The 25,614-nt window shown below is 74.9% G+C and carries 23 protein-coding genes; 13 read left to right on the top strand and 10 right to left on the bottom strand.

Features of this window, described 5'->3' with window-relative positions; genetic code table 11:
* Nucleotides 1-61: 61 nt before the first annotated feature.
* Together ASG41_RS06960 and ASG41_RS06955 are read left to right on the top strand one after the other, a co-directional pair.
* On the top strand, nt 62-841 hold the full coding sequence (locus tag ASG41_RS06960) for a hypothetical protein (protein ID WP_056291721.1): 780 nt from the start codon (nt 62-64) through the stop codon (nt 839-841).
* Between the two features lie 20 nt (nt 842-861).
* Nucleotides 862-1,602: a hypothetical protein gene (locus ASG41_RS06955; RefSeq protein ID WP_157519125.1), complete on the top strand. Its 741-nt coding sequence runs from the start codon at nt 862-864 to the stop codon at nt 1,600-1,602.
* A gap of 4 nt (nt 1,603-1,606) precedes the next feature.
* On the opposite strand, the gene ASG41_RS06950 is transcribed toward ASG41_RS06955, so the two are convergent.
* The 3 genes from ASG41_RS06950 to ASG41_RS06940 are packed head-to-tail and all read right to left on the bottom strand — an operon-like array spanning nt 1,607 to nt 7,013.
* Complete coding sequence (locus ASG41_RS06950; protein ID WP_056291714.1) at nt 1,607-1,918, bottom strand: Rieske (2Fe-2S) protein; 312 nt, start codon at nt 1,916-1,918, stop codon at nt 1,607-1,609.
* Nucleotides 1,915-4,467 carry a nitrite reductase large subunit NirB gene (nirB, locus tag ASG41_RS06945; protein ID WP_082556668.1) on the bottom strand — a complete coding sequence of 851 codons (2,553 nt, stop codon included), beginning with the start codon at nt 4,465-4,467 and terminating at the stop codon, nt 1,915-1,917. The genes ASG41_RS06950 and nirB overlap by 4 nt, the downstream gene beginning before the upstream one ends.
* The gene (locus tag ASG41_RS06940) at nt 4,467-7,013 is read right to left on the bottom strand and encodes a molybdopterin oxidoreductase family protein (RefSeq protein WP_056291711.1); all 2,547 of its coding nucleotides are present in this window, start codon (nt 7,011-7,013) and stop codon (nt 4,467-4,469) included. The genes nirB and ASG41_RS06940 overlap by 1 nt, the downstream gene beginning before the upstream one ends.
* Nucleotides 7,014-7,191: 178 nt before the next feature.
* Here ASG41_RS06940 and ASG41_RS06935 point away from each other — a divergent pair, with 178 nt between their 5' ends.
* A complete protein-coding gene (locus ASG41_RS06935) occupies nt 7,192-7,743 on the top strand; it encodes a carbonic anhydrase (protein WP_056291707.1) in 552 nt (183 codons plus the stop codon).
* A 31-nt stretch (nt 7,744-7,774) separates the two neighbouring features.
* Nucleotides 7,775-8,152: a hypothetical protein gene (locus ASG41_RS06930; RefSeq protein WP_157519123.1), complete on the top strand. Its 378-nt coding sequence runs from the start codon at nt 7,775-7,777 to the stop codon at nt 8,150-8,152.
* A 7-nt stretch (nt 8,153-8,159) separates the two neighbouring features.
* On the opposite strand, the gene arfB is transcribed toward ASG41_RS06930, so the two are convergent.
* On the bottom strand, nt 8,160-8,597 hold the full coding sequence (gene arfB / locus ASG41_RS06925; protein ID WP_082556667.1) for an alternative ribosome rescue aminoacyl-tRNA hydrolase ArfB: 438 nt from the start codon (nt 8,595-8,597) through the stop codon (nt 8,160-8,162).
* A gap of 14 nt (nt 8,598-8,611) precedes the next feature.
* On the opposite strand from arfB, the gene mmuM reads away from it, so the two are divergent.
* Nucleotides 8,612-9,514 carry a homocysteine S-methyltransferase gene (gene mmuM / locus ASG41_RS06920; RefSeq protein ID WP_056291700.1) on the top strand — a complete coding sequence of 301 codons (903 nt, stop codon included), beginning with the start codon at nt 8,612-8,614 and terminating at the stop codon, nt 9,512-9,514.
* Here the strand turns inward: mmuM and ASG41_RS06915 are convergent.
* Complete coding sequence (locus tag ASG41_RS06915; protein WP_235564592.1) at nt 9,511-10,368, bottom strand: SDR family oxidoreductase; 858 nt, start codon at nt 10,366-10,368, stop codon at nt 9,511-9,513. The two genes, mmuM and ASG41_RS06915, sit on opposite strands and share 4 nt — an antisense overlap.
* Nucleotides 10,369-10,531: 163 nt before the next feature.
* On the opposite strand from ASG41_RS06915, the gene ASG41_RS06910 reads away from it, so the two are divergent.
* The 3 genes from ASG41_RS06910 (at nt 10,532) to ASG41_RS06900 (ending at nt 14,781) form a co-directional block, all read left to right on the top strand.
* Complete coding sequence (locus ASG41_RS06910) at nt 10,532-13,156, top strand: RNA helicase (protein WP_056291697.1); 2,625 nt, start codon at nt 10,532-10,534, stop codon at nt 13,154-13,156.
* Between the two features lie 69 nt (nt 13,157-13,225).
* On the top strand, nt 13,226-14,011 hold the full coding sequence (locus tag ASG41_RS06905) for a sulfite exporter TauE/SafE family protein (protein WP_056291858.1): 786 nt from the start codon (nt 13,226-13,228) through the stop codon (nt 14,009-14,011).
* Nucleotides 14,008-14,781: a sulfite exporter TauE/SafE family protein gene (locus ASG41_RS06900; RefSeq protein WP_056291694.1), complete on the top strand. Its 774-nt coding sequence runs from the start codon at nt 14,008-14,010 to the stop codon at nt 14,779-14,781. The genes ASG41_RS06905 and ASG41_RS06900 overlap by 4 nt, the downstream gene beginning before the upstream one ends.
* 13 nt (nt 14,782-14,794) lie before the next feature.
* On the opposite strand, the gene ASG41_RS06895 is transcribed toward ASG41_RS06900, so the two are convergent.
* The 5 genes from ASG41_RS06895 to ASG41_RS06875 all read right to left on the bottom strand — a co-directional run bounded on the left by ASG41_RS06895 (nt 14,795) and on the right by ASG41_RS06875 (nt 19,470).
* Nucleotides 14,795-15,355 carry an isochorismatase family protein gene (locus ASG41_RS06895; RefSeq protein ID WP_056291691.1) on the bottom strand — a complete coding sequence of 187 codons (561 nt, stop codon included), beginning with the start codon at nt 15,353-15,355 and terminating at the stop codon, nt 14,795-14,797.
* A 74-nt stretch (nt 15,356-15,429) separates the two neighbouring features.
* The gene (locus tag ASG41_RS06890; RefSeq protein WP_056291689.1) at nt 15,430-15,939 is read right to left on the bottom strand and encodes a hypothetical protein; all 510 of its coding nucleotides are present in this window, start codon (nt 15,937-15,939) and stop codon (nt 15,430-15,432) included.
* Nucleotides 15,940-16,072: 133 nt separating this feature from the next.
* Nucleotides 16,073-16,669 (bottom strand): helix-turn-helix domain-containing protein, encoded by a 597-nt coding sequence (locus tag ASG41_RS06885; protein WP_056291855.1) that lies wholly within the window; start codon nt 16,667-16,669, stop codon nt 16,073-16,075.
* Between the two features lie 75 nt (nt 16,670-16,744).
* Nucleotides 16,745-18,424 (bottom strand): alpha-amylase family protein, encoded by a 1,680-nt coding sequence (locus ASG41_RS06880; RefSeq protein ID WP_056291686.1) that lies wholly within the window; start codon nt 18,422-18,424, stop codon nt 16,745-16,747.
* The gene (locus ASG41_RS06875; protein WP_056291683.1) at nt 18,421-19,470 is read right to left on the bottom strand and encodes a TIGR03885 family FMN-dependent LLM class oxidoreductase; all 1,050 of its coding nucleotides are present in this window, start codon (nt 19,468-19,470) and stop codon (nt 18,421-18,423) included. Before ASG41_RS06875 ends, ASG41_RS06880 begins: the two co-directional genes overlap by 4 nt.
* A gap of 117 nt (nt 19,471-19,587) precedes the next feature.
* Between ASG41_RS06875 and hrpB the strand changes: the two genes are divergently transcribed.
* The 5 genes from hrpB to ASG41_RS23475 all read left to right on the top strand — a co-directional run bounded on the left by hrpB (nt 19,588) and on the right by ASG41_RS23475 (nt 25,611).
* Nucleotides 19,588-22,053 carry an ATP-dependent helicase HrpB gene (gene hrpB, locus ASG41_RS06870; RefSeq protein ID WP_056291680.1) on the top strand — a complete coding sequence of 822 codons (2,466 nt, stop codon included), beginning with the start codon at nt 19,588-19,590 and terminating at the stop codon, nt 22,051-22,053.
* Nucleotides 22,054-22,099: 46 nt separating this feature from the next.
* A complete protein-coding gene (locus ASG41_RS06865) occupies nt 22,100-22,924 on the top strand; it encodes a CoA ester lyase (protein ID WP_235564590.1) in 825 nt (274 codons plus the stop codon).
* 67 nt (nt 22,925-22,991) lie between these two features.
* Entirely contained in the window at nt 22,992-24,812 is a 1,821-nt protein-coding gene (malQ, locus tag ASG41_RS06860; RefSeq protein WP_235564589.1) for a 4-alpha-glucanotransferase, read from the top strand.
* A 233-nt stretch (nt 24,813-25,045) separates the two neighbouring features.
* A complete protein-coding gene (locus tag ASG41_RS24590) occupies nt 25,046-25,210 on the top strand; it encodes a hypothetical protein (RefSeq protein ID WP_235564588.1) in 165 nt (54 codons plus the stop codon).
* A gap of 65 nt (nt 25,211-25,275) precedes the next feature.
* A complete protein-coding gene (locus ASG41_RS23475; protein WP_056291671.1) occupies nt 25,276-25,611 on the top strand; it encodes a hypothetical protein in 336 nt (111 codons plus the stop codon).
* Nucleotides 25,612-25,614: the final 3 nt, after the last annotated feature.

Below are 25,614 nucleotides of genomic sequence, written 5' to 3'. Positions count from 1 at the left end.
CGTGGTGAGGACCTGGACACGCGGGGCTGCGGTCCGCGCTGCGGGACAGGATGATCACGGCGTGACGGACGCCAGCACTGCCCCGGGCCGCGCGCTCATCGAGTCCGGGTTCGCGATCGCCGGGTCGATGACCGGCCCGGCGGCGACCGTCGTCTACTCCCCCGCGGACGCCGCGATGCAGCTGGACGACCGGTTCTCCGCGTGCCTGCGCGAGCTGGCCGACGACCTCGCCGAGGGTGCGCTGCCCCGCCGGGAGCGCGGCCGGGCCGGCGCCGCGCTGGCCTTCGCCGTCGAGCACGGGGTGACGCTGTCCCACCGGGACCGCCGGGTGCGCACGGACGGCTTCTTCACCGAGCGCGCCGGTGGTCGGGTCGCCGCCCGCGAGGTGGGCGAGGCCGTGCTGCTGGCCGCCCGCGCGTCCGCCGACGAGCGCCGGGTCCGACACCTGGGCTGCCTGCTGGCCGAGGTGGTCACCTCCCCCGACGTCGACGCCGCTCTCGCCGACCGCACGCTGCGCACCGTCGAGCGGCTGAGCTGGCGGCAGCTCGCGCTGCTGGCCGCGGTCGGCCGCCGTGAGCGGCACCCGCTGCCGCTCACCCCGCTGCCGACCGACCCCCGCGCCTGGACGACGTGGGGCGCGCTGGAGGACCTGGTCGAGCTGCAGCAGGCCGGTCTGCTGGACCCACCGGTCGCCGTTCCCCGCCCGGGCGGCTCGGCCGTGCCCCGGCTGCGCCCGGCCGACCTGCGGCTGACCCGCCGCGGGGTGCTGGTGCACCGGCTGCTGGCCCTGGACTTCGTCCGCGCCGACGACGTCACCGCCGCGCTGACCGCGCTGGCCTGACAGCTGGTCACCGTCACCCGATGAGCTGGTCGGCGACGGTGCGTCGGGTGCTCGATGCCGACCGGCCGCTCGGCCAACGGGTCGCTGCCCTCCACTCACTCCTCGCGAACCACCACGCGCCGCTCGGCTTCCTCGCCACCCGCGCGGCGCTGCGGTCACGCGTGGGGGCGACCGGCCGTCGGTGGCGGGAGACCGAGCTGCTGCGAGCGCTCGAACACATCGAGGCGTCCCGGGCGGCACACCTCGAGCGGGTCGCGGAGGTGGCGGCGCGCCGGAGGGTGGAGAAGGCCGCGGGACGACGGCAGCCATCGGCCGCCGACACCCGGGTCCTGGAGGAGCCGCGGTGGACGCCGGCGGCCGCCGTGATCGACATCGGCGCGGTCCTCCGTCAGGTGGTCGACGAGGTCTTCGGGCCCGAGGTGCTGCGGGACCACCGGGAGCCGGACCGGCACACCCATCAGGTGGTGCTCACCTCCGCGGACGGCGCACGGCACGCCGGTCTGCAGGTCTCCGACGAGGTCGTGGAGGTGTGGGTGTTCGACGACCTCGACGCCTCCGCGATGTCCTTCGAGTACGACGACGTCGAGGCGCACAAGGCCGACGCGGTCCGTCAGATGGCCCGGGCGGCGCGGGCCCACCTCGACGGGGCGTTCACGATCCGGCACCGCCGGAGCCTGCTCCGCCGTCGGCTCCGCCCCGTCGTGGAGGTGCACGCCGACGGTCGGGTCTGGACGCTGCGCCGGGCGGTCTTCTGGCGCTGAGTGGTCAGACCTCGACGACGAGGTCGCCGTCCTGCTCGCGGACGGCGTAGACCGGCAGCGGGGCGGCGCCGGTGGTGGGGGTGCCGTCCCAGCGCCAGGCGTTGAGGTGCAGCGGGCAGACGACCACCCGGGCGTCGGACTGGCCGTCGGCGATCGGGCCGCCGGCGTGCGGGCAGGACGCGGCGACCGCGCGCAGCGACCCGTCTCGCAGCCGGAAGACCGCCACCGAGGTGTCGCCGACGGTGAACGCCCGGCCCTCCCCCACCGGCACCTCGTCCACCCGCCCGACGACGTGGGACTGCAGGGCCGTGGTCATCGGACCGGCACCTGCGGCAGCACGGTCAGCGGCAGCGACGTGCGGAACTGCCCGGGGGACGACGGCGTCGCCAGGTCCTGGGCCCACGGGTCGGTGTAGGCGTCGATCGAGCGCTGGATGCCGGCATCCAGGTCGGCGCAGATGCCCTCGGCGTCCTCGAGCAGGGTCTCCTTGACCCGGTCCAGGCCCCAGCGGGGCACGAAGTCGTAGGTGCGCTCGAGCCAGTTGCCGTTCTCCCGGTACAGCTGCAGGAAGCGGCCGACCAGGGTCATCACCTCCTCGGTCGAGGTGACGGTGGCCAGCAGGTCGCCCTTGCGCACCGAGGCACCGGCGGCGCCGCCGACGTAGACCTCCCACCGGCCGGCCCCGACCGCGACGACGCCGACGTCCTTGACGTAGGCCTCGGCGCAGTTCCGCGGGCAGCCGACCACGGCCATCTTGATCTTGGCCGGGCTCTCCACGCCCTGGAAGCGGGTCTCCAGGTCGATGCCCAGCTGGGTGGAGTCGTCCAGGCCGAACCGGCAGAAGTCGCTGCCCACGCAGGTCTTCACCGTGCGCATCGACTTGCCGTAGGCATAGCCCGACGGCATGCCCAGGTCGGCCCACATCTTCGGCAGGTCCTCCTTGCGGACGCCGAGCAGGTCGATCCGCTGGCCGCCGGTCACCTTGACCATCGGCACCTCGTACTTCTCCGCGACGTCGGCGATCTTGCGCAGCTGGGCCGGCGTGGTCACCCCGCCCTTCATCTGCGGGACGACGGAGAACGTGCCGTCGCGCTGGATGTTGGCGTGCACCCGGTCGTTGACGAACTTGGCGTCGGGCTCGTCGACGTACTCGCTGCCCCACACCATCCGCAGCAGGCTGACCAGCCCCATCTTGGACTTCGCGTCGTCGGCGCCGCCGGGCGCCAGCCGCTCGAAGACGGCGGACACGCTGCGCAGGTCCTCCGAGCGGATGGCCGCGATCAGCTCCGACTTCGGCATCGGCACCCCCGGCACGTACCAGGACGCGGACTCCTCGACCGTCAGCTCGCCGTCGGCGGCCCACTCGATGATCTTCTGCACCAGGCCCTTGCAGGAACCGCAGCCCTTGCCGGCCCGGGTGGCGTCCATGACCTTCGGCAGCGAGGTGCAGCCCTCGGCGACCGCGCCGCAGATGGCGCCCTTGGAGACCCCGTTGCAGTTGCAGACCTGGGAGTCCGCGGGCATCTCGGCGACGCCCACCTCGGCGTCGCCGTCGGACAGGTCGACCAGCAGCCGGATCCGCTCGGGCGGCAGCGGCGTCCCGCGGTCGAAGGCCTGGGTCAGGAAGGCGACCTTCCGGGTGTCGCCGACCAACGTCGCGCCGATCAGCAGGTCGTCGCGGACGACGACGGACAGGTACACCCCGCGCTTGGGCTCGGAGATGACCAGGAACTCGTCGGAGTCCCGCTCGGGGGTGCTGACCCCCATCACGGCGACGTCGACACCGGCGACCTTGAGCTTGGTCGCCGTCCGGGAGCCGGTGTAGGCAGCGTCGGGGTCCGTGCCGGTGAGCCGGTCGGCCAGCACGGTGGCGTGCTCCCAGGCCGGGGCCACCAGGCCGTAGACGGTGCCGCGGTGCTGGGCGCACTCGCCGATCGCGTAGACGTCGGGCACGTCGGTGGCCAGGTGGTCGTCGACCAGGACCGCCCGCTCGACCTCGATGCCGGACCGGACGGCGACGTCGGTGTGCGGGCGGACGCCGGCCGCGACGACGAGCAGGTCGCAGTCCAGCCGCCGGCCGTCCTTGAGCAGCACCCCGGCGACCCGGTCGGTGCCCTGCACCCGGGCCGAGAGCACCTCGGTGGCCATCGCGCCGGTGTGCACCGTGATGCCCAGCTCCTCAACGCTGCGCCGCACCACCCCGCCGGCCTCGACGTCGAGCTGGGCGTTCATCAGCCAGCCCATCGCGTGCACGAGCTCGACCTCCATGCCCTGCGCCTGCAGGGCGCGGGCGGCCTCCAGCCCGAGCAGCCCGCCGCCCATGACGACGGCCTTCCGGTGGGTGCGCGAGGCGGCCAGCATCTGCCGGGTCTCGTCGATGGTGCGGAACCCGACGACGCCGTCGAGCAGCGACCCGTCGGCGGTGCGGACGCCGGTCATCGGCGGGATGAAGGAGTGGCTGCCGGTGGCCAGCACCAGGTGGTCGTAGGGCGTGGCGGTGCCGTCGGCGGCGTGCACGACCTTGGCCGCGGTGTCGATCCGCTCGACCCGGACGCCGGCGCGCAGGTCGACGTCCCGCTCGGCGTACCAGTCGTGGCTGTTGAGGACGATGTCGGCCTCGTCGGCCTCCCCGGCCAGCACCGGGGACAGCATGATCCGGTTGTAGTTGCCGTGCGGCTCGTCGCCGAAGACGGTGAGGGCGAAGTGCTCGCCGCCGTCCCGGTCCAGGACCTCCTCGACGAACCGCGCCCCGGCCATGCCGTTGCCGACCACGACGACCCGGGCCCGGGTGTCGGTCTCGTCGAAGGCCAGGGTCGTGAGCCCGGCGGGGCGGCCACCCAGGACCGCGTTCTCCAGGACCGTCATCAGACCTCCACCAGCCCGAGGTCGACGACCAGCTCGCCGGTGACGCCCTCGGGGGCGGCCACGTGCAGGGTGACGACGCTGCCGCCGGGCAGGTCCTCCACGACCCGCAGCGGCACGTGCACGTCGCCCTTGGCCCCGATCGGGAACCAGCGCACCGGCTCGCCGTCGCGCACCAGCAGCACGTAGACCAGCTCGGCGGTGGAGTTGCCGCCGCGGAAGTACAGCGCCTGGGCGCTGGCCCCGGAGGGGACGGTGTAGGTCAGGGCCGGGTCGACCGGGCCGGGCTTGGTCAGGCCCTCCCCGACGATCGGGAAGACGCCCTGCAGGAACCTCGGGGTGCTCTTCACGGCTGTGGTTCTCCTCCGGGACGGGGTGAGCGGGGTGCGGGGTGCGGTCTCGAGGACGAGGGGCACGGGTTGGGACGTGGGGGCGGGCACCTGCTCGACGGGTCCGCCCACGCGGGCGACGGCGACGGCGCAGGTCTTGAAGGCCGGCATGCGGCTGATCGGGTCCAGGGCCGCGTCGGTGAGCGCGTTGGCGCTGGACCCGCCGCCCCAGTGGAAGGGCGCGAAGACGACGTCGGGCCGGATCGCGTCGGTGACGGTGGCGGTGAACCGGGCCGCCCCGCGCCGGGTGGTCAGCTCGACCACGTCGTCGTGGGCGATGCCCAGTCGGGCGGCCAGGTCGGGGTGCAGCTCGGCCCGCGGGGCCGGGGCGACCAGCTGCAGGCTGCGGCTGCGCCGGCTCTGGGTGCCCGACTGGTACTGCGCCATCACCCGGCCGGTGGTGAGCACGTAGGGGTAGGCGTCGTCCGGGGTCTCGTGGGCGTCGGTGTGGTCGACGGGGACGAAGCGGGCCCGGCCGTCCGGCGTCGGGAAGCGGTCGAGGAACAACCGCGGGGTGCCGGGGTGGTCGGGGGTCGGGCAGGGCCAGAAGACGCCCTGCTCGGCGTCCACCCGCTCCCAGGTGATGCCGGCGTAGTCGGCCTTGCCGCCGGCGCTGGCCCGGCCGAGCTCGGCGAACACGGTCTGCGGGTCGGCGCTGAAGTGCGCGCCCGCGCCGAGCCGGTCGGCCAGGTCGGCCAGCAGGGCCAGGTCGTCGTGCGCCTCGCCGGGCGGGTCCAGGGCCTTGCGGCGGCGGATGACCCGGCCCTCCAGGTTGGTCATCGTGCCGTCCTCCTCGGCCCACATGGCGCTGGGCAGGACGACGTCGGCGAGCTCGGCGGTCTCGGAGAGGAAGAAGTCGCTGACGGCGAGGAAGTCCAGGTCGCCCAGCCGGCGCACCACCCGGCGGGCGTCGGGCGCCGACACCGCGACGTTGCTGGCGAGCACCAGCAGGGTGCGCACCTCCCGGCCCAGGGCGTCCAGCAGCTCGAAGGCGCTCTTGCCGGGCTGCGGCAGGGAGTCGGGGTCGACCCCCCAGACGCCGGCGACGTGTGCCCGGGCCACGGGGTCGGCGAGCATCCGGTAGCCGGGCAGCTGGTCGGCCTTCTGGCCGTGCTCGCGCCCGCCCTGTCCGTTGCCCTGGCCGGTGACGGTGCCCCAGCCGCTGCCCGGTCGGCCGACCAGGCCCAGCGCGAGGGCCAGGTTGATCCACGCCTGGGCGGTGTCGGTGCCGTTGCGGTGCTGCTCGGCGCCGCGGGCGGTCAGCACCACCGCGTTCTCGGCCCGGGCCAGAGCCAGGACCGTGCGGCGCTGGTCGGCCACCGACACCCCGGTCAGCCGCTCCACCCGGTCGGGCCAGTACGCCTGCACCCCGGCGCGGACGGCGTCCCAGCCGGTGGTGCGGGCGGCGACGTACTGCTCGTCGACCAGGCCGTCGGTGATCGCGATGTGCAGCAGGCCGTTGGCCAGCGCCAGGTCGGTGCCCGGCAGGGCCTGCAGGTGCAGCTCCGCGGCGCGGGCGGTCGCCGTCCGGCGGGGGTCGACGACGAAGAGCCGGCCGCCGCGCTCGCGGGAGGCGTCCAGGTACTGCATCGCCGGGGGCATGGTGTCGGCCGGGTTGCTGCCCACCAGCAGCAGTGCGTCGGCGTCGCCGATGTCGGCCAGCGGGAACGGCAGCCCCCGGTCCAGGCCGAACGCCCGGTTGGCCGCGCCGGCCGCCGAGGACATGCAGAACCGGCCGTTGTAGTCGATCTGGGAGGTGCGCAGCGCCACCCGGGCGAACTTCCCGAACTGGTAGGCCTGCTCGTTGGTCAGCCCGCCACCGCCGAAGCAGCCGACGGCGTCCCGGCCGTGCGCGGCCTGGGTGCGGCCGATCGCGGCGGCCACCAGGTCGAGGGCGGCGTCCCAGCTGGTCTCCACGAACGCCGAGGTCCGGTCGCCGGGGACGGCGCGGACCAGCGGACGGGTCAACCGCTCCGGGTGGTCCAGCAGCTCGGGCGCCGACCAGCCCTTGGAGCACAGCCCGCCGCGGTTGGTCGGGAAGTCCGCCGGCACCAGGGTGGCCGGTCGGTCCCCCGCCGTCATCGTCACCCCGCACTGCAGCGCGCAGTACGGGCAGTGGGTCTGCGTCGTCCGGGTGCGGGACGGCGCGGAGGTGGTCACGGGGGGAGCCTGCGGGCCGCCCGTGTCGGGGTGGAGACCACCGCGTCAAGGTCGCGTTCCGGGGACCTCACCGGTGTCGGGGGACGGTCGTGCGCTCCCCCGTCCTGGGGATCGTGCCTGGTCCAGGCCGTGCCGATGACCAGGAGGACAGCACCGCCGCACCCCGAGGAGCCACACCGTGACCGCCACCGAGGACCTCGTCGTCCGCAACCGCAGCTGGGCCGCCGCCCAGGCACCGGCCGACCTGCCGATCGAGCCGCGGCTGCGGGTGGCCGTGGTGACGTGCATGGACTCCCGGCTGGACCTCTTCGACGTGCTGGGGCTGGCTCCGGGCGAGGCGCACGTGCTGCGCAACGCCGGCGGCGTCGTCACCGACGACGTGGTGCGGTCCCTGGCGATCTCCCAGCGCCGGCTGGGCACCGTCGAGGTCGTGCTGGTGCACCACACCGACTGCGGCATGCAGAAGATCACCGACGACGGGTTCCGCGCCGAGCTGCTGGCCGACTCCGGGGTCGCGCCGTCCTTCGCGATCGAGTCCTTCACCGACCTGGAGGCCGACGTCGCCCAGTCGGTCCGCCGGCTGCGGCGCTCGGCCTTCCTGCTCTACCCGGAGGCGGTGCGCGGCTTCGTGCACGACGTGGCGACCCACGAACTGCGCGAGGTGGCCGTCCCCGGCCGCGGGGACCGCCGGGTGGCCCGTCCGGGCCGGGTGCACCTCGCCGCCTCCTGACCCGCTCACCCCACCGGGCAGCATGGCCGGCGTGGCGCGCTCCCGCTACGACACCCGTGACACCGACGCCTGGGCCGCCGAGGACCTGGCCGCGGCCGAGGGCCTGATCGCGGCCGGTCCGGTGTTCGGCGACTGGCCCGGCCCCGGACCGGCCGTGCTGGACGTCCGGCACGAGGCCACCGGGACGTTCCTGGGCACCCGGACCGTGTTGACCCGGGTGCACCTGCCCGACGAGCCCGCGCCCTCGGCCGAGGAGGCACCGATGCCGCCGATGGGCTGCACGTCGCTGGTCCGCGACGAGAAGCGGGCGGTGGTCGTCGACGGCGCGGTGGCCCGGCTGTGGGCCCGCGGTGCCGACGGCGAGCCCTGCTGGTGGCCCGGGTCACCCGAGGCGTTCGACTGGCACTGAGCCGGGCTCAGTCCAGGGTGCCGCGCTGCTTCTTGAGCTGACCGCGTTGCTTCTTCGCGGTGATCCGCCGCTCCTTGGACCCCCGCGTCGGCTTGGTCTTGCGCCGCGGCGGGGCCGGCGGCGCCAGCGCCTGGCCGATCGCCATCGCCATCCGGGCGCGGGCGGCCTCCCGGTTGCGCAGCTGCTGCCGGTGCTCGGACGCCGCGATCGTGAGCACGCCGTCGACCAGCCGGGACCCCAACCGCTCCGCGAGCCGGGCCTGCTGGTGCTCGGTGAGCCCCGGGACCTCCAGCACCCGCACCGACAGCTCCACCCGGCTGTCGGCGGTGTTGACGCCCTGCCCGCCCGGCCCGGAGGACCGGCTGAACCGCCAGCCCAGCATCGCCGCGGGCACCGTCAGCCGGGCGGTGACCGGGAGGTCGCCGGAGGCGTCGTCGGTGGGCACGGGACCATCCTCCCGTGCCCCCGACCCTCGCCGCCGCACTGTCCACCGGTCCCGTCGTCCTGGACGGGGGGCTGTCCACCGAGCTGGAGTCCCGCGGGCACGACGTGACCAGCGCGCTGTGGTCGGCCCGGCTGCTGCGCGACGACCCGGGCGCGATCCGGGACGCGCACGCCGCGTTCGCCGCGGCCGGCGCCCAGGTGGCGACGACGGCGAGCTACCAGGCCACGGTGCCGGGCTTCGCCGCCGCCGGCATCGACGCCGACGAGGCCCGGGCGCTCATCGCCCGCTCGGTGCAGCTGGCCCGCGAAGGGGCGCCCGAGGGCTGGGTGGCCGGGTCGGTGGGCCCGTACGGGGCGTACCTGGCCGACGGCTCGGAGTACACCGGCGCGTACGTCGACGAGGTGACGGTCGAGGAGCTCCGTGCCTTCCACCGGCCCCGGCTGCAGGCCCTGGCCGAGGCCGGGGTGGACGTGCTGGCCTGCGAGACGCTGCCCGCCGCGGCCGAGGTGGAGGCACTGCTGGCCGAGGTCACCGCGCTCGACGTCCCCGCGTGGTTCTCGGTGTCGGCGGTGACCGGGGCCGGCGGCGTGGCCCGCACCCGGCGCGGGGAGCTGCTGTCCGACGTGCTGGGCATGGTGCGCGGGGTGGAGCAGGTGGTCGCCGTGGGCGTCAACTGCACCGACCCGGCCGCCGTCGTCCCGGCGGTGGTGTGGGCGCGGGTGGCCAGCGGCAAGCCGGTGGTGGTCTACCCCAACAGTGGCGAGGCCTGGGACGCCGACGCCCGGGCGTGGACGGGCACGCCCGGGGTCGGTGACGTCTCCGCGTGGCTGTCCGCGGGCGCCCGGCTGGTCGGCGGCTGCTGCCGGGTCCGGCCGGCCGACATCGCCGAGGTCGCCGCAGCGGTGCGCGCCGGCTAGAGGATCGGGTTGCCCCCGGTGACGGCCACCCGGGCACCGGAGACGTAGCTGGCCTCGTCGCTGGCCAGCAGCACGTACACCGGTGCGAGCTCGGCGGGCTGGGCGGCGCGGCCCATCGGCACCTGCTCGCCGAAGGACTCCACCTTCTCCGCCGGCATGGTCGAGGGGATCAGCGGCGTCCACACCGGGCCGGGCGCGACGCTGTTGGCCCGGATGCCCTTCTCCGCGTACAGCTGGGCCAGGCTGGCGGTGAAGTTGGCGATGCCGGCCTTGGTCATCGCGTAGACGGCCAGCGTCGGGCTGGGCATGTCGGAGTTCACCGACGAGCTGTTGATGATCGACCCGCCCGCGCCCATGTGCGCCACGGCGTCCTTGGACAGGGTGAACATCGCCCCCAGGTTCAGTGCGACGGTGTGGTCGAACTCCTCGTCGGGGGTCTCCTCCAGGGACTCCCGGGTCATCTGGAAGGCCGCGTTGTTGACCAGCACGTCGATCCTGCCGAACTCCTCGACCGCCTTCGGGACGACGGTCTTGGCGTGCGCGCGGTCGGCGAGGTCGCCGCGGACCAGCACACAGCGGCGGCCGGCCTCCTCCACCCACCGGGCGGTGTCGTGGGCGTCGTCGTCCTCGTCGAGGTAGGCGATGAGGACGTCGGCGCCCTCCCGGGCGAAGGCGATCGCCACGGCGCGGCCGATGCCGCTGTCGCCCCCGGTGACGACGGCGGCCTTGCCGGTGAGCCGGCCGGAGCCGCGGTAGCTCTCCTCACCGTGGTCGGGCTGGGGGTCCATCTGCCCCAGCGTCCCGGGCGGGGTCTGCTGCTGGGCGGGCTGGCTGTCGGGACGGGGCTCGCTCACGGGGTCCTCCTGTGCTGCGGTGCTGCCGGCGCGCTGGTCTCGCGTCGTGCGGGGCGGCTACCCGGGGTCCCGTCGTCCGAACGCGGGGGCGTTGGCGTGGAGGAGTTGGCGTGGGGGAGTTGGCGCGGGAACGTCTGGGCCGTAGGGGACGCTGTTCCCCACGATGACGCTCTCCCCCGCTGACGAACCGGCCACCGCGCTGCCCTCCGACACCGCCGTCCCACTGCTGGACGACGGTGCCGACCTGCTGGACCTGCTGGACCTGGGCACCGACCCCGACGGGCTCTTCGAGCGGTTCGCCGGCTGGGCCGCCCGCTCGGGCACCGTGCTGTACCCGGCGCAGGAGGAGGCGCTGATCGAGCTGGTCAGCGGGGCCAACGTGGTGCTGGCGACCCCCACCGGGTCGGGCAAGTCGCTGGTGGCCACCGGGGCGCTGTTCGCGGCGCTGGCCGCCGACCGGGTCAGCTTCTACACCGCACCGATCAAGGCACTGGTCAGCGAGAAGTTCTTCGCGCTGTGCGGGGTCTTCGGCGCGGAGAACGTCGGCATGCTCACCGGGGACGCCTCGGTCAACGCCTCGGCCCCGATCATCGCGTGCACCGCGGAGGTGCTGGCCAACATCGCCCTGCGCGAGGGCGCCGGCGCCGACATCGGCCTCGTCGTCATGGACGAGTTCCACTTCTACGGCGACGTCGACCGCGGCTGGGCCTGGCAGGTCCCGCTCATCGAGCTGCCGGAGGCGCAGTTCCTGCTGATGTCGGCCACGCTGGGCGACACCACCGAGCTGCGCGCGGACCTCACCCGGCGGACCGGGCGGGACACCGCGCTGGTCGCCAACGCCGAGCGCCCGGTCCCGCTGACGCACTACTACGCCACCACCCCGATGCACGAGACGATCCAGGAGCTGCTGGACACCTGGCAGGCCCCGGTCTACGTCGTGCACTTCACCCAGGCCTCGGCCCTGGAGCGGGCCCAGGCGCTGATGAGCGTCAACGTCTCCACCAAGGAGCAGAAGCAGGCCATCGCCGACCTGATCGGCGGGTTCCGGTTCTCCAGCGCCTTCGGGACGACGCTGTCCCGGCTGGTGCGCCACGGCATCGGCGTGCACCACGCCGGGATGCTGCCCAAGTACCGGCGGTTGGTGGAGCAGCTGGCCCAGGCCGGTCTGCTCAAGGTCATCTGCGGCACCGACACCCTGGGCGTGGGCATCAACGTGCCGATCCGCACCGTGGTGTTCTCCGCGCTGAGCAAGTACGACGGCACCCGGACCCGGTTGCTCAACGCCCGCGAGTTCCACCAGATCGCCGGGCGCGCCGGCCGGGCCGGCTTCGACACCGCGGGCACGGTCGTCGTCCAGGCGCCCGAGCACGAAGTGGAGAACCTCAAGCAGTTCGCCAAGGTCGCCGACGACCCCAAGAAGCGTCGCAAGCTGGTCCGCCGCAAGGCCCCCGAGGGCATGGTGCCGTGGAGCGAGGCCACCCAGCAGCGGCTGGTGACCGCCGAGCCCGAGCCGCTGAGCAGCCACCTGCGGGTCTCCACCAGCATGCTGCTCAACGTGCTGGCCCGCCCGGGCGACCCGGTCGCGGCGATGCAGCACCTGCTCACCGACAACCACGAGCCGCGCAAGCGCCAGCTGCGGCTGGTCCGCGAGGCCATCGGCATCACCCGCGGGCTGCTGACCGCCGGGGTGGTCGAGCGGCTCGAGGTCCCCGAGCCCGACGGACGGCGCTACCGGCTGACCGTGGACCTGCCGCCGGACTTCGCGCTGAACCAGCCGCTGTCCACCTTCGCGCTGGCCGCGATCGGGCTGCTGGACCCCACGACCACCGACCCCTCGCCGTCGGTGCCGGACTCGACCGGGGCGACCACGTACGCCCTGGACGTCGTCTCGGTCATCGAGGCCACCCTGGACGACCCGCGGCAGATCCTGGCCGCCCAGCTGAACAAGGCCAAGGGCGCGGCCGTGGCGCAGATGAAGGCCGAGGGGATCGAGTACGAGGAGCGGATGGAGCTCCTCGAGGAGATCGCGTACCCCAAGCCGCTGGAGGAGCTGCTGGAGTACGCCTTCGAGACCTACCGGGCGGGCAACCCGTGGGCCGCGGACGCCCAGCTCTCGCCGAAGTCCGTCGTCCGGGACATGTGGGAGAAGGCGTTCACCTTCCGCGAGCTGGTCAACGAGTACCAGCTGACCCGCTCCGAGGGTGCGGTGCTGCGCTACCTGTCCGATGCGTTCAAGGCACTGCGCTCGGGGGTGCCCGCCGACGCCCGGACCGAGGACGTCACCGACATCGTCGAGTGGCTGGGCGAGCTGGTCCGGCAGGTGGACTCCTCGCTGCTGGACGAGTGGGAGGAGCTCACCAACCCCTCGGCGCCGCTGGACGCCCCGGTCGCCGTCCCGGCCCGGCCGCGGCCGGTCACCGGCAACGAGCGCGCGTTCACCGCGATGGTGCGCAACCAGCTCTTCCGCCGGGTCGAGCTGTGGGCCCGCCGCCGTTGGTACGACCTGGGGCAGCTCGACGCCGCCGCCGGCTGGGACGCCGACGCCTGGGGCGAGGTCGTGCAGGCCTACTTCGCCGAGCACGCCACCGTCGAGACCGGCGCCGACGCCCGCGGCCCGGCACTGCTGGTCATCGACAAGTCCGAGCCCGGCCTCTGGCGGGTGCGCCAGATCCTGGACGACCCGGCCGGTGACCACGACTGGGGCTTCGAGGTCGAGGTCGACCTGGAGGCCTCCGACGAGGAGGGGACGGCGGTCATCCGCCTGGTGGAGGCCGGCCGCAAGGACTGACCCGTTGACCGGGGCAACCGTGTGCCCGGTCACAGCGGGGTCCTGTGCGACGCTCGCGGCGATGCCGACGTGAGCGGGTGGGAGATGGTCGCGGTCGCCCTCGCCGGGCTGGCCGCGGGTTCCATCAACGCCGTCGTGGGGTCCGGCACGCTGGTGACCTTCCCGGTGCTGCTGGCCGTCGGGCTGCCCCCGGTGACCGCCACCGTGTCCAACTCCCTGGGCCTGGTGCCGGGCAACCTGACCGGCGCCATCGGCTACCGGCGGGAGCTGCGGGGGCAGCGCCGGCTGGTGCTGACGCTGCTGCCGGCCTCGGTGCTGGGCGCGCTGACCGGGGCGTTCCTGCTGCTGCACCTGCCCGCCTCCGCCTTCGAGGCCGTGGTGCCCGGCCTGGTCGCGCTCGCCGTCGTGCTGGTCGCGACCCAGCCGCTGCTGGCCCGGTGGCTGGCCCGCCGCCGCACCGGCACCGGCCCCTCGCCCACCGACCGGGTCGGCCCCGGCCGCACCGCGGCGCTGTTCGGCAGCGCCTACGCCACCGGCACCTACGGCGGCTACTTCGCCGCCAGCCAGGGCGTGCTGCAGATCGGGCTCTTCGGCCTGCTGCTGCCGCACTCCCTGCAGCAGCTCAACGCGATCAAGAACGTGCTGACCCTGGGCGTGAACGCCGTCGCCGCGGTCACCTACGTCGTCGTCGCCACCGACCGGATCGACTGGCGGGCCGCGGGCCTGGTGGCCGCCGGCTCGCTGGTCGGCGGCTGGCTGGGCTCCCGCTACGGCCGGCGGCTGCCCTCGACGGTGCTGCGGACCGCGATCGTCGTCCTCGGGGTCGTCGCCATCGTGGTGCTGGTGACCCGGTGAGCGTCTGGCAGTGGCTCTTCCTGCTCGTCGCCGGCGTCGGCGGTGGGCTGACCGGCTCCATCGCCGGGATGGCCTCGCTGGTCAGCTACCCGGCGCTGCTGGCCACCGGCCTGCCCCCGGTGACGGCGAACGTGACCAACTCCGTCGCGCTGATCACCAACGCCCTGGGTGCCGCGAGTGCCTCCCGGGTCGAGCTGACCGGGCAGAAGAGCCGGGTCCTGCTGCTGGTCCCGGCCGCCGCGGTGGGTGGCGTCATCGGCGCGGTGCTGCTGCTGACCACCCCGGACGGCGTCTTCGAGAAGGTGGTGCCCTTCCTCATCGGGGCGGCCGCACTGGCGATCCTGGTGCAGCGCCCACCGCGGGAGCTGGCCGTCGAGGGCGCCGTCGCGCAGGCCCACCGCCCGCGCCGGCACACCTGGGGGCTGGCCGCGGCGACCTGCGCGGTGGGCGTCTACGGCGGCTACTTCGGTGCGGCCGCCGGCGTGCTGATGCTGGCGCTGCTTCTGCTGGCCACCGGGGAGACCGTGCCGCGCGGCAACGCGCTGCGCAACGTCGTCGTCGGGTCGGCCAACGGGATCGCGGCGCTGGGCTACGCGGTCTTCGCCGACATCGCCTGGTGGTCGGCGCTGCCGCTGGCGATCGGGCTCTTCGTCGGCGGGCGGCTGGGCCCGCGGGTGGTCCGCCGGGTCAACGGCACGGTGCTGCGCCGGGTGATCGCCGTCGTCGGCCTGGGTCTGGCCCTCCAGCTGGGGTTCCAGGCCTTCGGCTGAGCCCGGGGTCGTGTCAGGCGGAGGCGGTCAGGGCGGTGATCGCGGCGGTCGTCGTCGTGACGCGGGCCAGCAGCGGGAGGACCCGGCCCACGGCGAACTCGTGCATCGCGGCGTCCAGGCTGCTCATCGCGTCCTCCACCACGACCACGGCGTACCCGTGCTCGTGGGCGGCGCGCGCGGTGGACTCGACGCCCAGGTTCGTCGTCAGCCCGGCCAGCACGACGGTGTCGACCCCGCGGGCACGCAGCCCGGCGTCCAGGCCGGTGCCGTGGAAGGCGCCCCAGGTGTGCTTCACGACGGTCAGGTCACCGAGGGGCCGCAGCTCGTCGACGACGTCGCCCATCGTCGGCTGCGGGCCGCCCCCGACGTCCACCGGCTGCCCGGCACCCTCCCGGGGCTCCGTCCGCACCAGCACGACCGTGCCGCCCGCCGCCCGGAACGCCTCGGCCAGCTGGAGCGCGTTCTCGATGACCGTGTCGGCCGGGTGCGGGGCGACGTCGCGGCCGACCAGTCCGCGTTGCAGGTCGACGACGACCAGTGCGGTGCGGCCGGGGGCCAGGGACGGGACGGGCACGGGGCCTCCAGGGACGGCGGTCGGGACGCCGGTCAGGTTGTCACGGACCGACCCGGCGGAACGGCCCCGGACCGTCAACGGGCGACGTACGCCGCCAGCAGCAGCACGAAGCCGGCCGAGCCGACCAGGAAGCGCGCCGGGGTCAGCCCGTTGAGCAGGCCGGCCACGACCTCGGCCGACTGCGCGCCGACGCTGCGCCGGCGGACCCGCACCTCGTCGGCGAAGAGCACCCCGCCGGCACCCAGCAGCGCCAGGCCCAGGCACAGGAACACCGAGGCCAGCCGCTGGGCGAACGACAGGTCCACCGGCGCGAGACCGACCAGGACGACGACGAGGCCGACCACGAGGCCCAGCACGGCGCCGGCGACCGGTGCCCACGGGCCCATCCGGACGAAGGACACCCGGGGCTGCACCGAGGCCGCCCGGCGCGGGGGCGGCCCGGGCACCGGCGCGGTCGGCAGGGGTGGGGCGGCGGGGTCGTAGGGCGGCTCGGCGGTCTCCCCCACGGCGGGCGGGGGGTCGGTGGGGAAGGGCGGCGCGGTCGGGAGCGGCCGCGGGGTCTGCTCGAGCGGTCGTTCGGTCATGGGTGGCACCTCCGCGGCGACCGTAGGCGGGACCCCCGACACCCCCGGGAGGTCCGCCGGAGGGTCGGTCACCCGCGACTCCCGCACGGGACGTCGGTGCGGGGCGCGCCCGCCCGGTGACCCAGCGTGCAGCTCAGGCCGAGCCCTTCGGGCGGGCACGGACGTGCACCCGTTCCCCCTGCTTGCTGAACAGCGCCAGCAGCTCCACCGGCCGGTCGTCGGCGGCGCCGAACCAGTGCGGTGTGCGGGTGTCGAACTCCGCGACCTCGCCGCGCTTGAGCACCAGGTCGTGCTCGCCCAGCACCACCCGCAGTCGGCCGGACAGCACGTAGAGCCAGTCGTAGCCCTCGTGCACCTTCTGCTCCGGCTCCGCCCGCGGCTCCCCCGGCCTGACCAGGAGCTTGTAGGCCTGCAGCCCGCCGGGCTGGTTCGACAGCGGCCACATGACCATGCCGTGCTGCTCGATGGGCGCCGAGCGCACCCGCGGGTCGCCCACCGGCGGTGCCCCGACCAGCTCGTCCAGGGCCACACCGTGCGCCCGGGCGATGGGCAGCAAGAGCTCCAGGGTGGGCTTGCGGCCACCGGACTCCAGCCGGGACAGCGTGCTCACCGAGATGCCGGTGGTCGCCGACAGCGAGGTCAGCGTCAGGTCCTTGCGCAGCCGCAGCGCCCGCAGCCGTGGGCCGACCCCGGCCAGCACGACGTCCAGGGCCGGTTCGGAGGTGCTCACCGCCCCAGCGTGCCAGAGCGGCAAGCACCGGTGCCGGGTCGGCATGTCGACGTGTCGACATGCCGACCCGGGTACTCAGCGGATCCGCCGGGTCCCCGGGGCCACCACCCGCAGCCAGCGGTGGCCGTAGCCCTCCAGCGTCAGCTCGGCGCAGCCGTCGGCGTCCATCGCGGTGGTGCCGTCGACGAGCAGGTCGGCGAGCAGGTGCTCGGGCCCGCAGTCGGCCAGCTGCAACGGCACCGTCACCGGCTCCGCGCCCAGGTTGTGCACCGCGACCAGGGCCCCGTCGTCCCAGGAGCACAGGTGCGCCAGGACGGCGCTGTGCGGCTGCTCGAGCACCTGGAAGTCGCCCCAGCCCAGCTCCGGGCACTCCCGCCGGCGGCTGATCAACCTCCGGAAGAACGACAACAGCGAGTCCGGGTCCTTGCGCTGGTCGGCGACGTTGACGAACTCCGGTGCATAGCCCCCCGTCACCACCGGGCCGGGCAGCTTGGCGGCCTTCGCCCGGGAGAACCCGCCGTTGGTGCCCGAGGTCCACTGCATCGGCGTGCGGACGGCGAGCCGGCTGCCCACCGACAGCTCCTCCCCCATCCCGATCTCCTCGCCGTAGAACAGCGTCGGGGTGCCGGGCAGGGAGAACAGCAGGCTGTAGACCATCCGGATGCGCCGCGGGTCGCCGTCCAGCATCGGCGGCAGCCGCCGGATCAGGCCGCGGTCGTAGATCTGCATCTCCGGCTCCGGACCGAACGCGGCGAAGACCTCCTGGCGCTCGTCCTCGGTCAGCTTGTCCAGGGTGAGCTCGTCGTGGTTGCGCACGAAGGTCGCCCACTGCGAGTCCGGGGACGTCGTCGGTCGGCCCTGCAGCGCGGTCACCAGTGGGCCGGCGTCACCGCGCGCCAGCGACAGGTAGGTGGCCTGCATGCCGATGAAGTCGAACTGCATGGTCAGCTCGTCGCCGTCGGTCCCGCCGTAGAACGTCAGCTGCTCCTCGAAGGGCAGGTTGACCTCACCGAGCAGGATCCCGCCGTTGGTGCGGCGGTCCAGGAACGCCCGGATGTCGCGCAGGTAGGCGTGCGGGTCGGGCAGCCGGCCGGCCTCGCCGTCACCGTTGCCGGAGGTGTCCAGCAGGAAGGGGACGGCGTCCATCCGGAAGCCGTCCAGGCCCAGCTGGGTCCAGAAGCCGACGATCTTGGCGATCTCGTCGCGGACCACCGGGTTCGTGACGTTGAGGTCGGGCTGGGACTTGTAGAACTGGTGCAGGTAGTACTCGCCGGTCTTCTCGTCCAGCTCCCAGATCGAGTCCTCCTGGTCGGGGAAGACCACCTGGTCGCTGGTGTCCGGCGGGGTGTCCGAGCGCCAGACGTACCAGTCGCGGTACGGGTTGTCCTTCGACTTCCGGGACTCCTTGAACCAGGGGTGTTGGTCGGAGGTGTGGTTGACGACCAGGTCGGCGATGACCCGCAGGCCCCGGTCGTGCGCGGTCCGGATGACCTCGACGACGTCGCCGTGGTTCCCCAGCCGGGGGTCCACGCCGTAGAAGTCGGTGATGTCGTACCCGTCGTCGCGCTCGGCGGTCGGGTAGAAGGGCATCAGCCACAGGCAGGTGACGCCGAGGTCGACCAGGTGGTCCAGCCGCTGCGCCAGGCCGGTGAAGTCACCGACCCCGTCGTCGTCCCAGTCCATGAACGTCTCGACGTCCAGGCAGTACAGGACCGCGTTCTTCCACCACAGGTCCGCGGTGTCGGTGATCCTCACGCCAGCACGGCCGGCTGGGGCTCCTGCTCGGGGCGGCGCGGCCCGGGCGGGCCGGGCGGGTCGATCGCCAGCGTCGGCTCGGGCGCCTCGACGTCCAGCTGCGGGAGCACGTGCTCACCGAACGCGTCCAGGAACGGCGTCTGGGTCTGCCCGACGTGGTGCAGCACGACCCGGTCGAAGCCCAGCTCGGCGTACTCGGCGATCCAGGCGGCGTGCTGCCCGAGGTCGGCGGACACCCGCACGGCCTGGGCGACGTCCTCCCGGCTGACCAGGGCGGCGACCTGGTCGAAGCTCTTGGCGCCCTCCAGCTCCCAGCACAGCGGCGGGGGCAGCACGTTGGAGCGCCACTGGTCGTAGGCGGTCTCCATGGCCTGGTCGGCGTCCGGGGCCCAGGACAGGTGCAGCTGCAGGGTGGCCGGGCCCTGGCCGCCGGCGTCGCGGTAGGCGGCGAGGACCTCGCGGAGCCGGTCGTGCGGCTGGTTGATGGTGATCAGGCCGTCGGCCCAGTCGGCGCCGCGGCGGGCGGTGTCCGGGGTGACGGCGGGGGCGATCAACGCGGGCTGCTGCTCGGGCAGGGTCCACAGCCGGGCCCGGTCGACGGTGACCAGCCCGTCGTGGGTGACCTCCTCACCGGCCAGCAGGGCGCGGATGACGTCGACGCACTCGCGCAGCCGGGCGTCGCGCTGCTCCTTGCGCAGCCACTTGCCGCCGGTGATGTGCTCGTTCATCAGCTGGCCGCTGCCCAGGGCGATCCAGAACCGGCCCGGGAACATCTGGTCCAGCGTCGCGATGCCCTGCGCGATGACCGCCGGGTGGTACCGCTGACCGGGGGCGTTGACGGCCCCGAAGGGCAGCGAGGTGGTGGCCATCGCGGCGCCGAGCCAGGCCCAGGCGAACCCGGACTGGCCCTGCCGGACGCTCCAGGGCTCGAAGTGGTCGGAGCACATGGCCGCGGTGAAGCCGACCTGCTCGGCGTGCTGGACGGCGGCGAGCAGGTCCCGCGGTGGGATCTGCTCGTGCGAGGCGTGGAAGCCGATCACGGTCATGGCGTCTGTCTATCGGCTGGTCTGGTTCCGGGCATCCCGGGTTGCGCTGCCCAACCAGCTGCCGGGCCCGTTCCCTCGTCGGGGGCCGGGGCGGGGCGGGGCGGCCACACTGGGGGCGTGCTGCCACCTCCCGGGACGCCCGGCACCGACCTGCCGGTGCGCGCCGTCCTCGGGGAACTGACCGCCGCCCTCACCGCCCACGGCACCGCGGTGCTGGTCGCTCCCCCCGGCACCGGCAAGACCTCGCTGGTGCCGCTGGAGCTGGCCGCGGGCGGCACCGTGCTGGTCGCCGAACCCCGCCGGGTGGCCGCCCGCGCCGCCGCCCGCCGGATGGCCGCGCTGGTCGGTGAGCGGGTGGGCGACCGGGTCGGCTTCAGCGTCCGCGGGGAGTCCCGGCGGTCGGCGGCCACCCGGGTCGAGGTCGTCACCACCGGCCTGCTGCTGCGCCGACTGCAGGCCGACCCCGAGCTGCCCGGGGTCGACGCCGTGGTGCTCGACGAGGTGCACGAGCGGCAGACCGACACCGACCTGGCACTGGCCTTCGCCCTCGACGTCCGGGCGACGCTGCGCCCGGAGCTGCGACTGCTGGCCATGTCGGCGACCGCCCAGGCGCAGCGGCTGAGCACCCTGCTCGGGGACGCCCCCGTGGTCGAGGCGACCGGTGCGCTCTTCGACGTCGAGACCGTCTGGTGCCCGCCGCGGCCGCCGGTGCAGCCGCCGCTGGGCACCCGGGTCGACCCCCGGCTGCTGGACGCCGTCGCCGACACCGTCCGGCGTGCGCTCACCGAGACCGACCACGACGTGCTGGTCTTCCTGCCCGGCGCCGCGGAGATCGGCGGGGTGCAGCGCCGGCTGGGCGGGCTGGACGTCGACGTCCGGCCGCTGCACGGTCGGCTGCCCGCCGCCGAGCAGGACGCCGCGCTGACCTCCGGGCCCCGACGGAGGGTGGTGCTGGCCACCGACGTCGCCGAGTCCAGCCTGACCGTCCCCGGCGTCCGGGTCGTCGTGGACGCGGGCCTGGCCCGCACGCCGCGGGTGGACCTGTCCCGCGGGCTGGGCGCCCTGGTGACCGTGCCGGCCTCGCAGGCCGCCACCACGCAGCGCGCCGGCCGGGCCGGGCGGGAGGGCCCGGGCCGGGTCTACCGGCTGTGGTCGGAGACCGAGCACGCCCGCCGTCCCGCCGCCCCCGAGCCGGAGATGGCCACCGCCGACCTGACCGCGGTCGCCCTGGAACTCGCGTCCTGGGGCGCCCCCGGAGGCACCGGCCTCGCCCTGCTGGACCCGCCGCCCGAGGCGGCGATGACGGTGGCCGGGGAGACGCTGCGCACCCTGGGCGCCGTCGACGCCGAGGGCCGGGTGACCGACCGCGGCCGCCGGCTGGCCGCGGTCGGCGCGCACCCCCGGCTGGCCCGGGCGCTGGTCGACGGCGCCCCGCTGGCCGGCCGGCGCCGGGCCGCCGAGGTGGTCGCCCTGCTGTCGGCCGACAGCAGCCCGCGCTCGGACGACCTGGTCGCCGCGCTCCGCGAGGCGCGGGGAGGCCGGGGTGGGCGGGACTCGGGCGCATGGCGGGACGAGGTGGCCCGGCTGGAGCGCGCCGTGCCCGACGTCCGGCGGACCGACCTCACCGACGACCAGGCCGCCGGGCTGGTCACCGCGCTCGCGCACCCGGAGTGGCTGGCCCGCCGCCGGCCGCGCACCGAACGCACCTACCTGCTGGCCGCCGGCACCGGCGCCGAGCTGCCGCAGGGGACGGCACTGGCCGGCGCCGAGTGGATCGCCGTCGCCGCCGCCGACCGGGCCCCGGGCCGACGCGACGCCCGGGTCCGGCTCGCCGTCGCCCTCGACCAGGGCACCGCGCTGGAGGCCGGCGACCACACCGACGGCCCCGAGGTCCTCTGGCGCGACGGCGACGTGCGGGCCGCCCGGGTCGAGCGGCTCGGCGCGATCGTGCTCACCGAGCGCCCGCTGCCCGACCCGGACCCGGCCCTGGTGGCCGCCGCCGTCGCCGAGGGGCTGCGCGCCGAGGGCCTGTCGCTGCTGCGCTGGACCCCGGCCGCGACGTCGCTGCGGGAACGGCTGGCCGCAGCACACGCCGGCCTGGGCGACCCGTGGCCCGACGTCGACGACGGCGCGCTGCGCAGCGCGCTGGGCGCCACCCCCCAGGTGCAGGCCGCGCGCAGCCGGGCCGACCTGCGCCGGCTCGACGTCGTCGCCGCGCTGCGGGCGCTGGTGCCCTGGCAGGTCGCCGGGACCCTGGAGGAGGCGGTGCCGGAGAAGGTGGTGGTGCCCGGCGGCACCGGTCACCGGGTCGACTACGCCAACCCGGAGAGCCCGACGGCGTCCATGCGGGTGCAGGAGGCGTTCGGCTGGTCGGAGACCCCCACCGTCGCCGGCCGGCCGCTGCGGCTGGAGCTGCTGTCCCCGGCCCGGCGCGTCGTCGCCACCACCGGGGACCTGGCCGGGTTCTGGACCACCGGCTACCCGACCGTGCGCAGCGAGCTCAAGGGCCGCTACCCCAAGCACCCGTGGCCCGAGGACCCCGCCCGCGCGGTCCCGACGAGACGCGCCAAGCCCCGCCCCTGAGTGACCACGGTCCTACGGGGATGATCGCCGCGTGCAGAGACGACACGTGGAAGCCGACATCTCCCGCTCCTGGCTGCTGGTCAACGGCGCCCGCGACCACGCCGAGTTCGACGCGGCCCTGGCCTCGCGGGCCGACCAGGTGATCCTGGACATCGAGGACGCCGTCGACCCCAAGGCCAAGCCGCAGGCCCGCGCGTCCGTCGTCGAGTACCTCTCGACCGCCCGCGACCGCCAGGCCTGGGTCCGGATCAACGACCACTCGACCCCGTTCTGGGCCGACGACGTCAACGCCCTGGCCGGCCTCCCGGGCCTGGCCGGCGTGATGCTGGCCAAGACCGAGGCCGCCGAGCACGTCACCGAGACCTTCGACCGCCTCGGCGGCTCGACCCGGGTGCTGGCGCTCGTGGAGTCCGCACTGGGCATCGAGGAGACCGTCCGGATCGCCTCCGCGCGCGGTGCCTTCCGGCTGGCGTTCGGGTCCGGCGACTACCGCCGCGACACCGGCACCGCCGCCGACGACCTGGCGATGGCCTACCCGCGCTCCCGGCTGGTCGTGGGCAGCCGGATCGGCGGCCTGCCCGGCCCGATCGACGGCCCCACCGTCGGCTCCAGCCACGGCGTGCTGCGCGAGGCCACCGGTGTGACCGTGTCCCTCGGCCTCACCGGCAAGCTCTGCCTGGACGTCGAGCAGCTGCCGGTCATCAACGAGGTGATCAGCCCCACCCCCTCCGACGTCGCCTGGGCCACCGACTTCCTGGCCGACTTCGAGGCCCGCGGCCAGGTCATCCGGGACGGCAGCGACCTGCCCCGGCTGGGTCGTGCGCGCAAGATCACCACGCTGGCGACGGCGCTGGGCATCCAGCCCGCCTGAGCACCCTGCGAGGTCGTCACGGGTCGGCGAGGATCGACCCGTGACGACTCCTCCAGGTGACCACCGCGTGACCACCGACCGCTGGGGCATCGACGCCACCTGGCTCGACGCCCTCGACGAGGTGCACACCGTCGAGCAGTCCACGATCGAGGCGATCCGCGCGGTCGTCGGTGAACCCCCGGCCGACCTCGAGGACACCGCCCCGATCGTCGCCCGGCCCGGCGACGCCCTGGAGGTCGACCACGCGGTCGTCGTCCTGGAGGGCGGCGGGCGCCGCGACGTCGACGGCGAGCTCGACGAGGACTTCCCGCTCGGCTACCACCGGCTGCAGACCCCCGACGGCCGGGACCGGCTCCTCGTCGTCACCCCGGGCCGCTGCTGGCTGCCCGACGAGCGCAGCTGGGGCTGGGCGGTGCAGCTCTACGCCGCGCGCGGACACGGCAGCGCCGGCATCGGCGACCTGGCCGACCTGCGCACCGTCCGCGAGACGGCCCAGCAGCAGGGCGCCGGCTTCGTGCTGGTCAACCCGCTGCACGCCGTGGGTCCCGGCCCCGAGCAGGAGGACAGCCCCTACCTGCCGGCCACCCGGCGTTTCCGCAACCCGCTCTACCTGCGCCTGGACGACGTCCCCGGGGCACGGCTGAGCGACCAGGACCGGGCCACCGCCGCCGAGCTGAACGGCCGCGAGCTGACCGACCGGGACGCCGTCTGGGCGTTCAAGCGGGCCGTCCTGCAGCGCACCTTCGACGCCGACCACTCCCCCGCGGGCTTCCGCGACTGGTGGTGGCACCAGGGCCAGCCGCTGCAGGACTGGGCCACCTGGGCCGCGGTCGCCGACGCGCACGGCGCGAACTGGCCCGACTGGCCGGCCGAGCTGCGCGACCCGCGGTCGGACGGCGTCCGTGCCTGGGTGGCCGACCACGAGCAGCAGGTCGCCTTCCACGCCTGGCTGCAGTGGCTGCTGGACACCCAGCTCGCCGCGGCCACCGGCGACCTGACCGTCATCCAGGACCTGCCGATCGGCGTCTCCGGTGGCGGCGCGGACGCCTGGGCCTGGCAGGACGTGCTGGCCACCGGGGTCAGCGTCGGCGCTCCCCCGGACGCCTTCAACAGCAAGGGCCAGGACTGGGGCTCCCCGCCGCTGGTGCCCTGGAAGCTGCGTGCCGCGGACTACGCGCCCTTCATCGAGTCGATCCGCTCGACCATGGCCGGTGCCGGCGGGCTGCGCATCGACCACGTCATGGGCCTGTTTCGGCTGTGGTGGGTCGCCGGGGACGACGCCACCGCCGGCGCCTACGTCCGGTACCCCTCGGAGGACATGCTGGGCATCGTCGCGCTGGAGAGCCACCGCGCGCAGGCCGTCGTCGTCGGGGAGGACCTGGGCACCGTCGAGGACGGCGTCCGGGAGGCCATGGCCGAGCACGGCGTGCTGTCCTACCGCCTGCTCTGGTTCGAGGACGACGCCCCCGCCGCGTGGCCGGCCGAGGCGATGGCCGCGATCACCACGCACGACCTGCCGACCGTGGCCGGGCTCTGGACCGGCTCCGACGTGCGCGAGCAGGTGGAGCTGGGGACCGGGGAGGAGAAGCAGCTGAAGCGGGACCGCAAGCAGCTGCTGGCGCACCTCACCGACGCCCCCGAGGGGCCGGCGAAGCGGGCCACCCCGGCCAAGGCCGTGGAGGCAGCCCACCGGCTGCTGGCGACCGCGCCGAGCCTGCTGCTGTCGGCCACGCTGGACGACGCGCTCGGCGTCGAGCGGCGACCCAACGTGCCCGGGGCGATGGAGCGGGCGAACTGGCGGATCCCGCTGCCGGTGCCGGTCGAGGAGCTGGCCGGCCACCGCGGCGTGCAGACAGTGGCCCGGGTGCTGGGGGACGCGCTCGACTGACCTCGGGCAGCCGACACGCAAGTTGCACCGTTGTGGTTCGAACACGTGTTCGAGCCCGTGCCATGCTGTCGGGCATGGCCGGAGGGATGAACCGAGGACGACACGGCCCCTCGCTCGCCGACCGGGCGGCGAGCTCGGGGGTGCCGCCCTCGTCGGGCCCCTCCACCCTGCACGGCGGCCTGGGTGGCCCCCCGGGACGCCCAGCCGGGTCGGGCCACGGTCGGCACTGCTGGGTGCGCGACCCGCCCGACGCCCCGGGCATCTGGCCGGGCCTGCTGGTCGAGTGGCGCCAGCGCGAGGACGGCTGGCACGGCCGGGTCGCCTACGCCGTCGTCGGGGAGCACGGGCCGGTGCTGGTCGAGGCCTGGCTGTCCGCTGAGCAGCTCAAACAGGGCTGAGGTTCCGGATCCAGGTGGTCCTGCCGCTCGGCTGCAGGTCCGGCGGGGTGCGCCGAGAGTGGCCCGTGGACCTCTTCCGACGACGACGCGACCGCTCTCCCGCGGATCCTCAGCTGGACGCCCTCATCGCCTCGGCCCTGGACCGGTTGCGGTCCCTGGGCAACCCGGGGGCGGTCCTCGTCCCGGGCCCGGCGCTGCGCACCCAGCGGGTGGGCTGGCTGCTGTCGAGCGGGGCCGACCCCGGGCAGCTCCACCTGCTGCCCACGGGCCAGGTGCTCCTGGACGGCCGCGCCGTCTCGACGGGCCGCCTGGACGCCGGGTCCCGGCAGGTGGTCGTGCGGTGGCTGGAGCGCTACGCCCTGGACCAGGGCCGGTCGTCGGGACCACCCGCGGGCGACTGACCG

The organism is Modestobacter sp. Leaf380, assembly GCF_001424485.1.
In the GTDB taxonomy this organism is placed as follows: domain Bacteria; phylum Actinomycetota; class Actinomycetes; order Mycobacteriales; family Geodermatophilaceae; genus Klenkia.
This window is presented reverse-complemented; position numbering and strand designations above follow the sequence as displayed.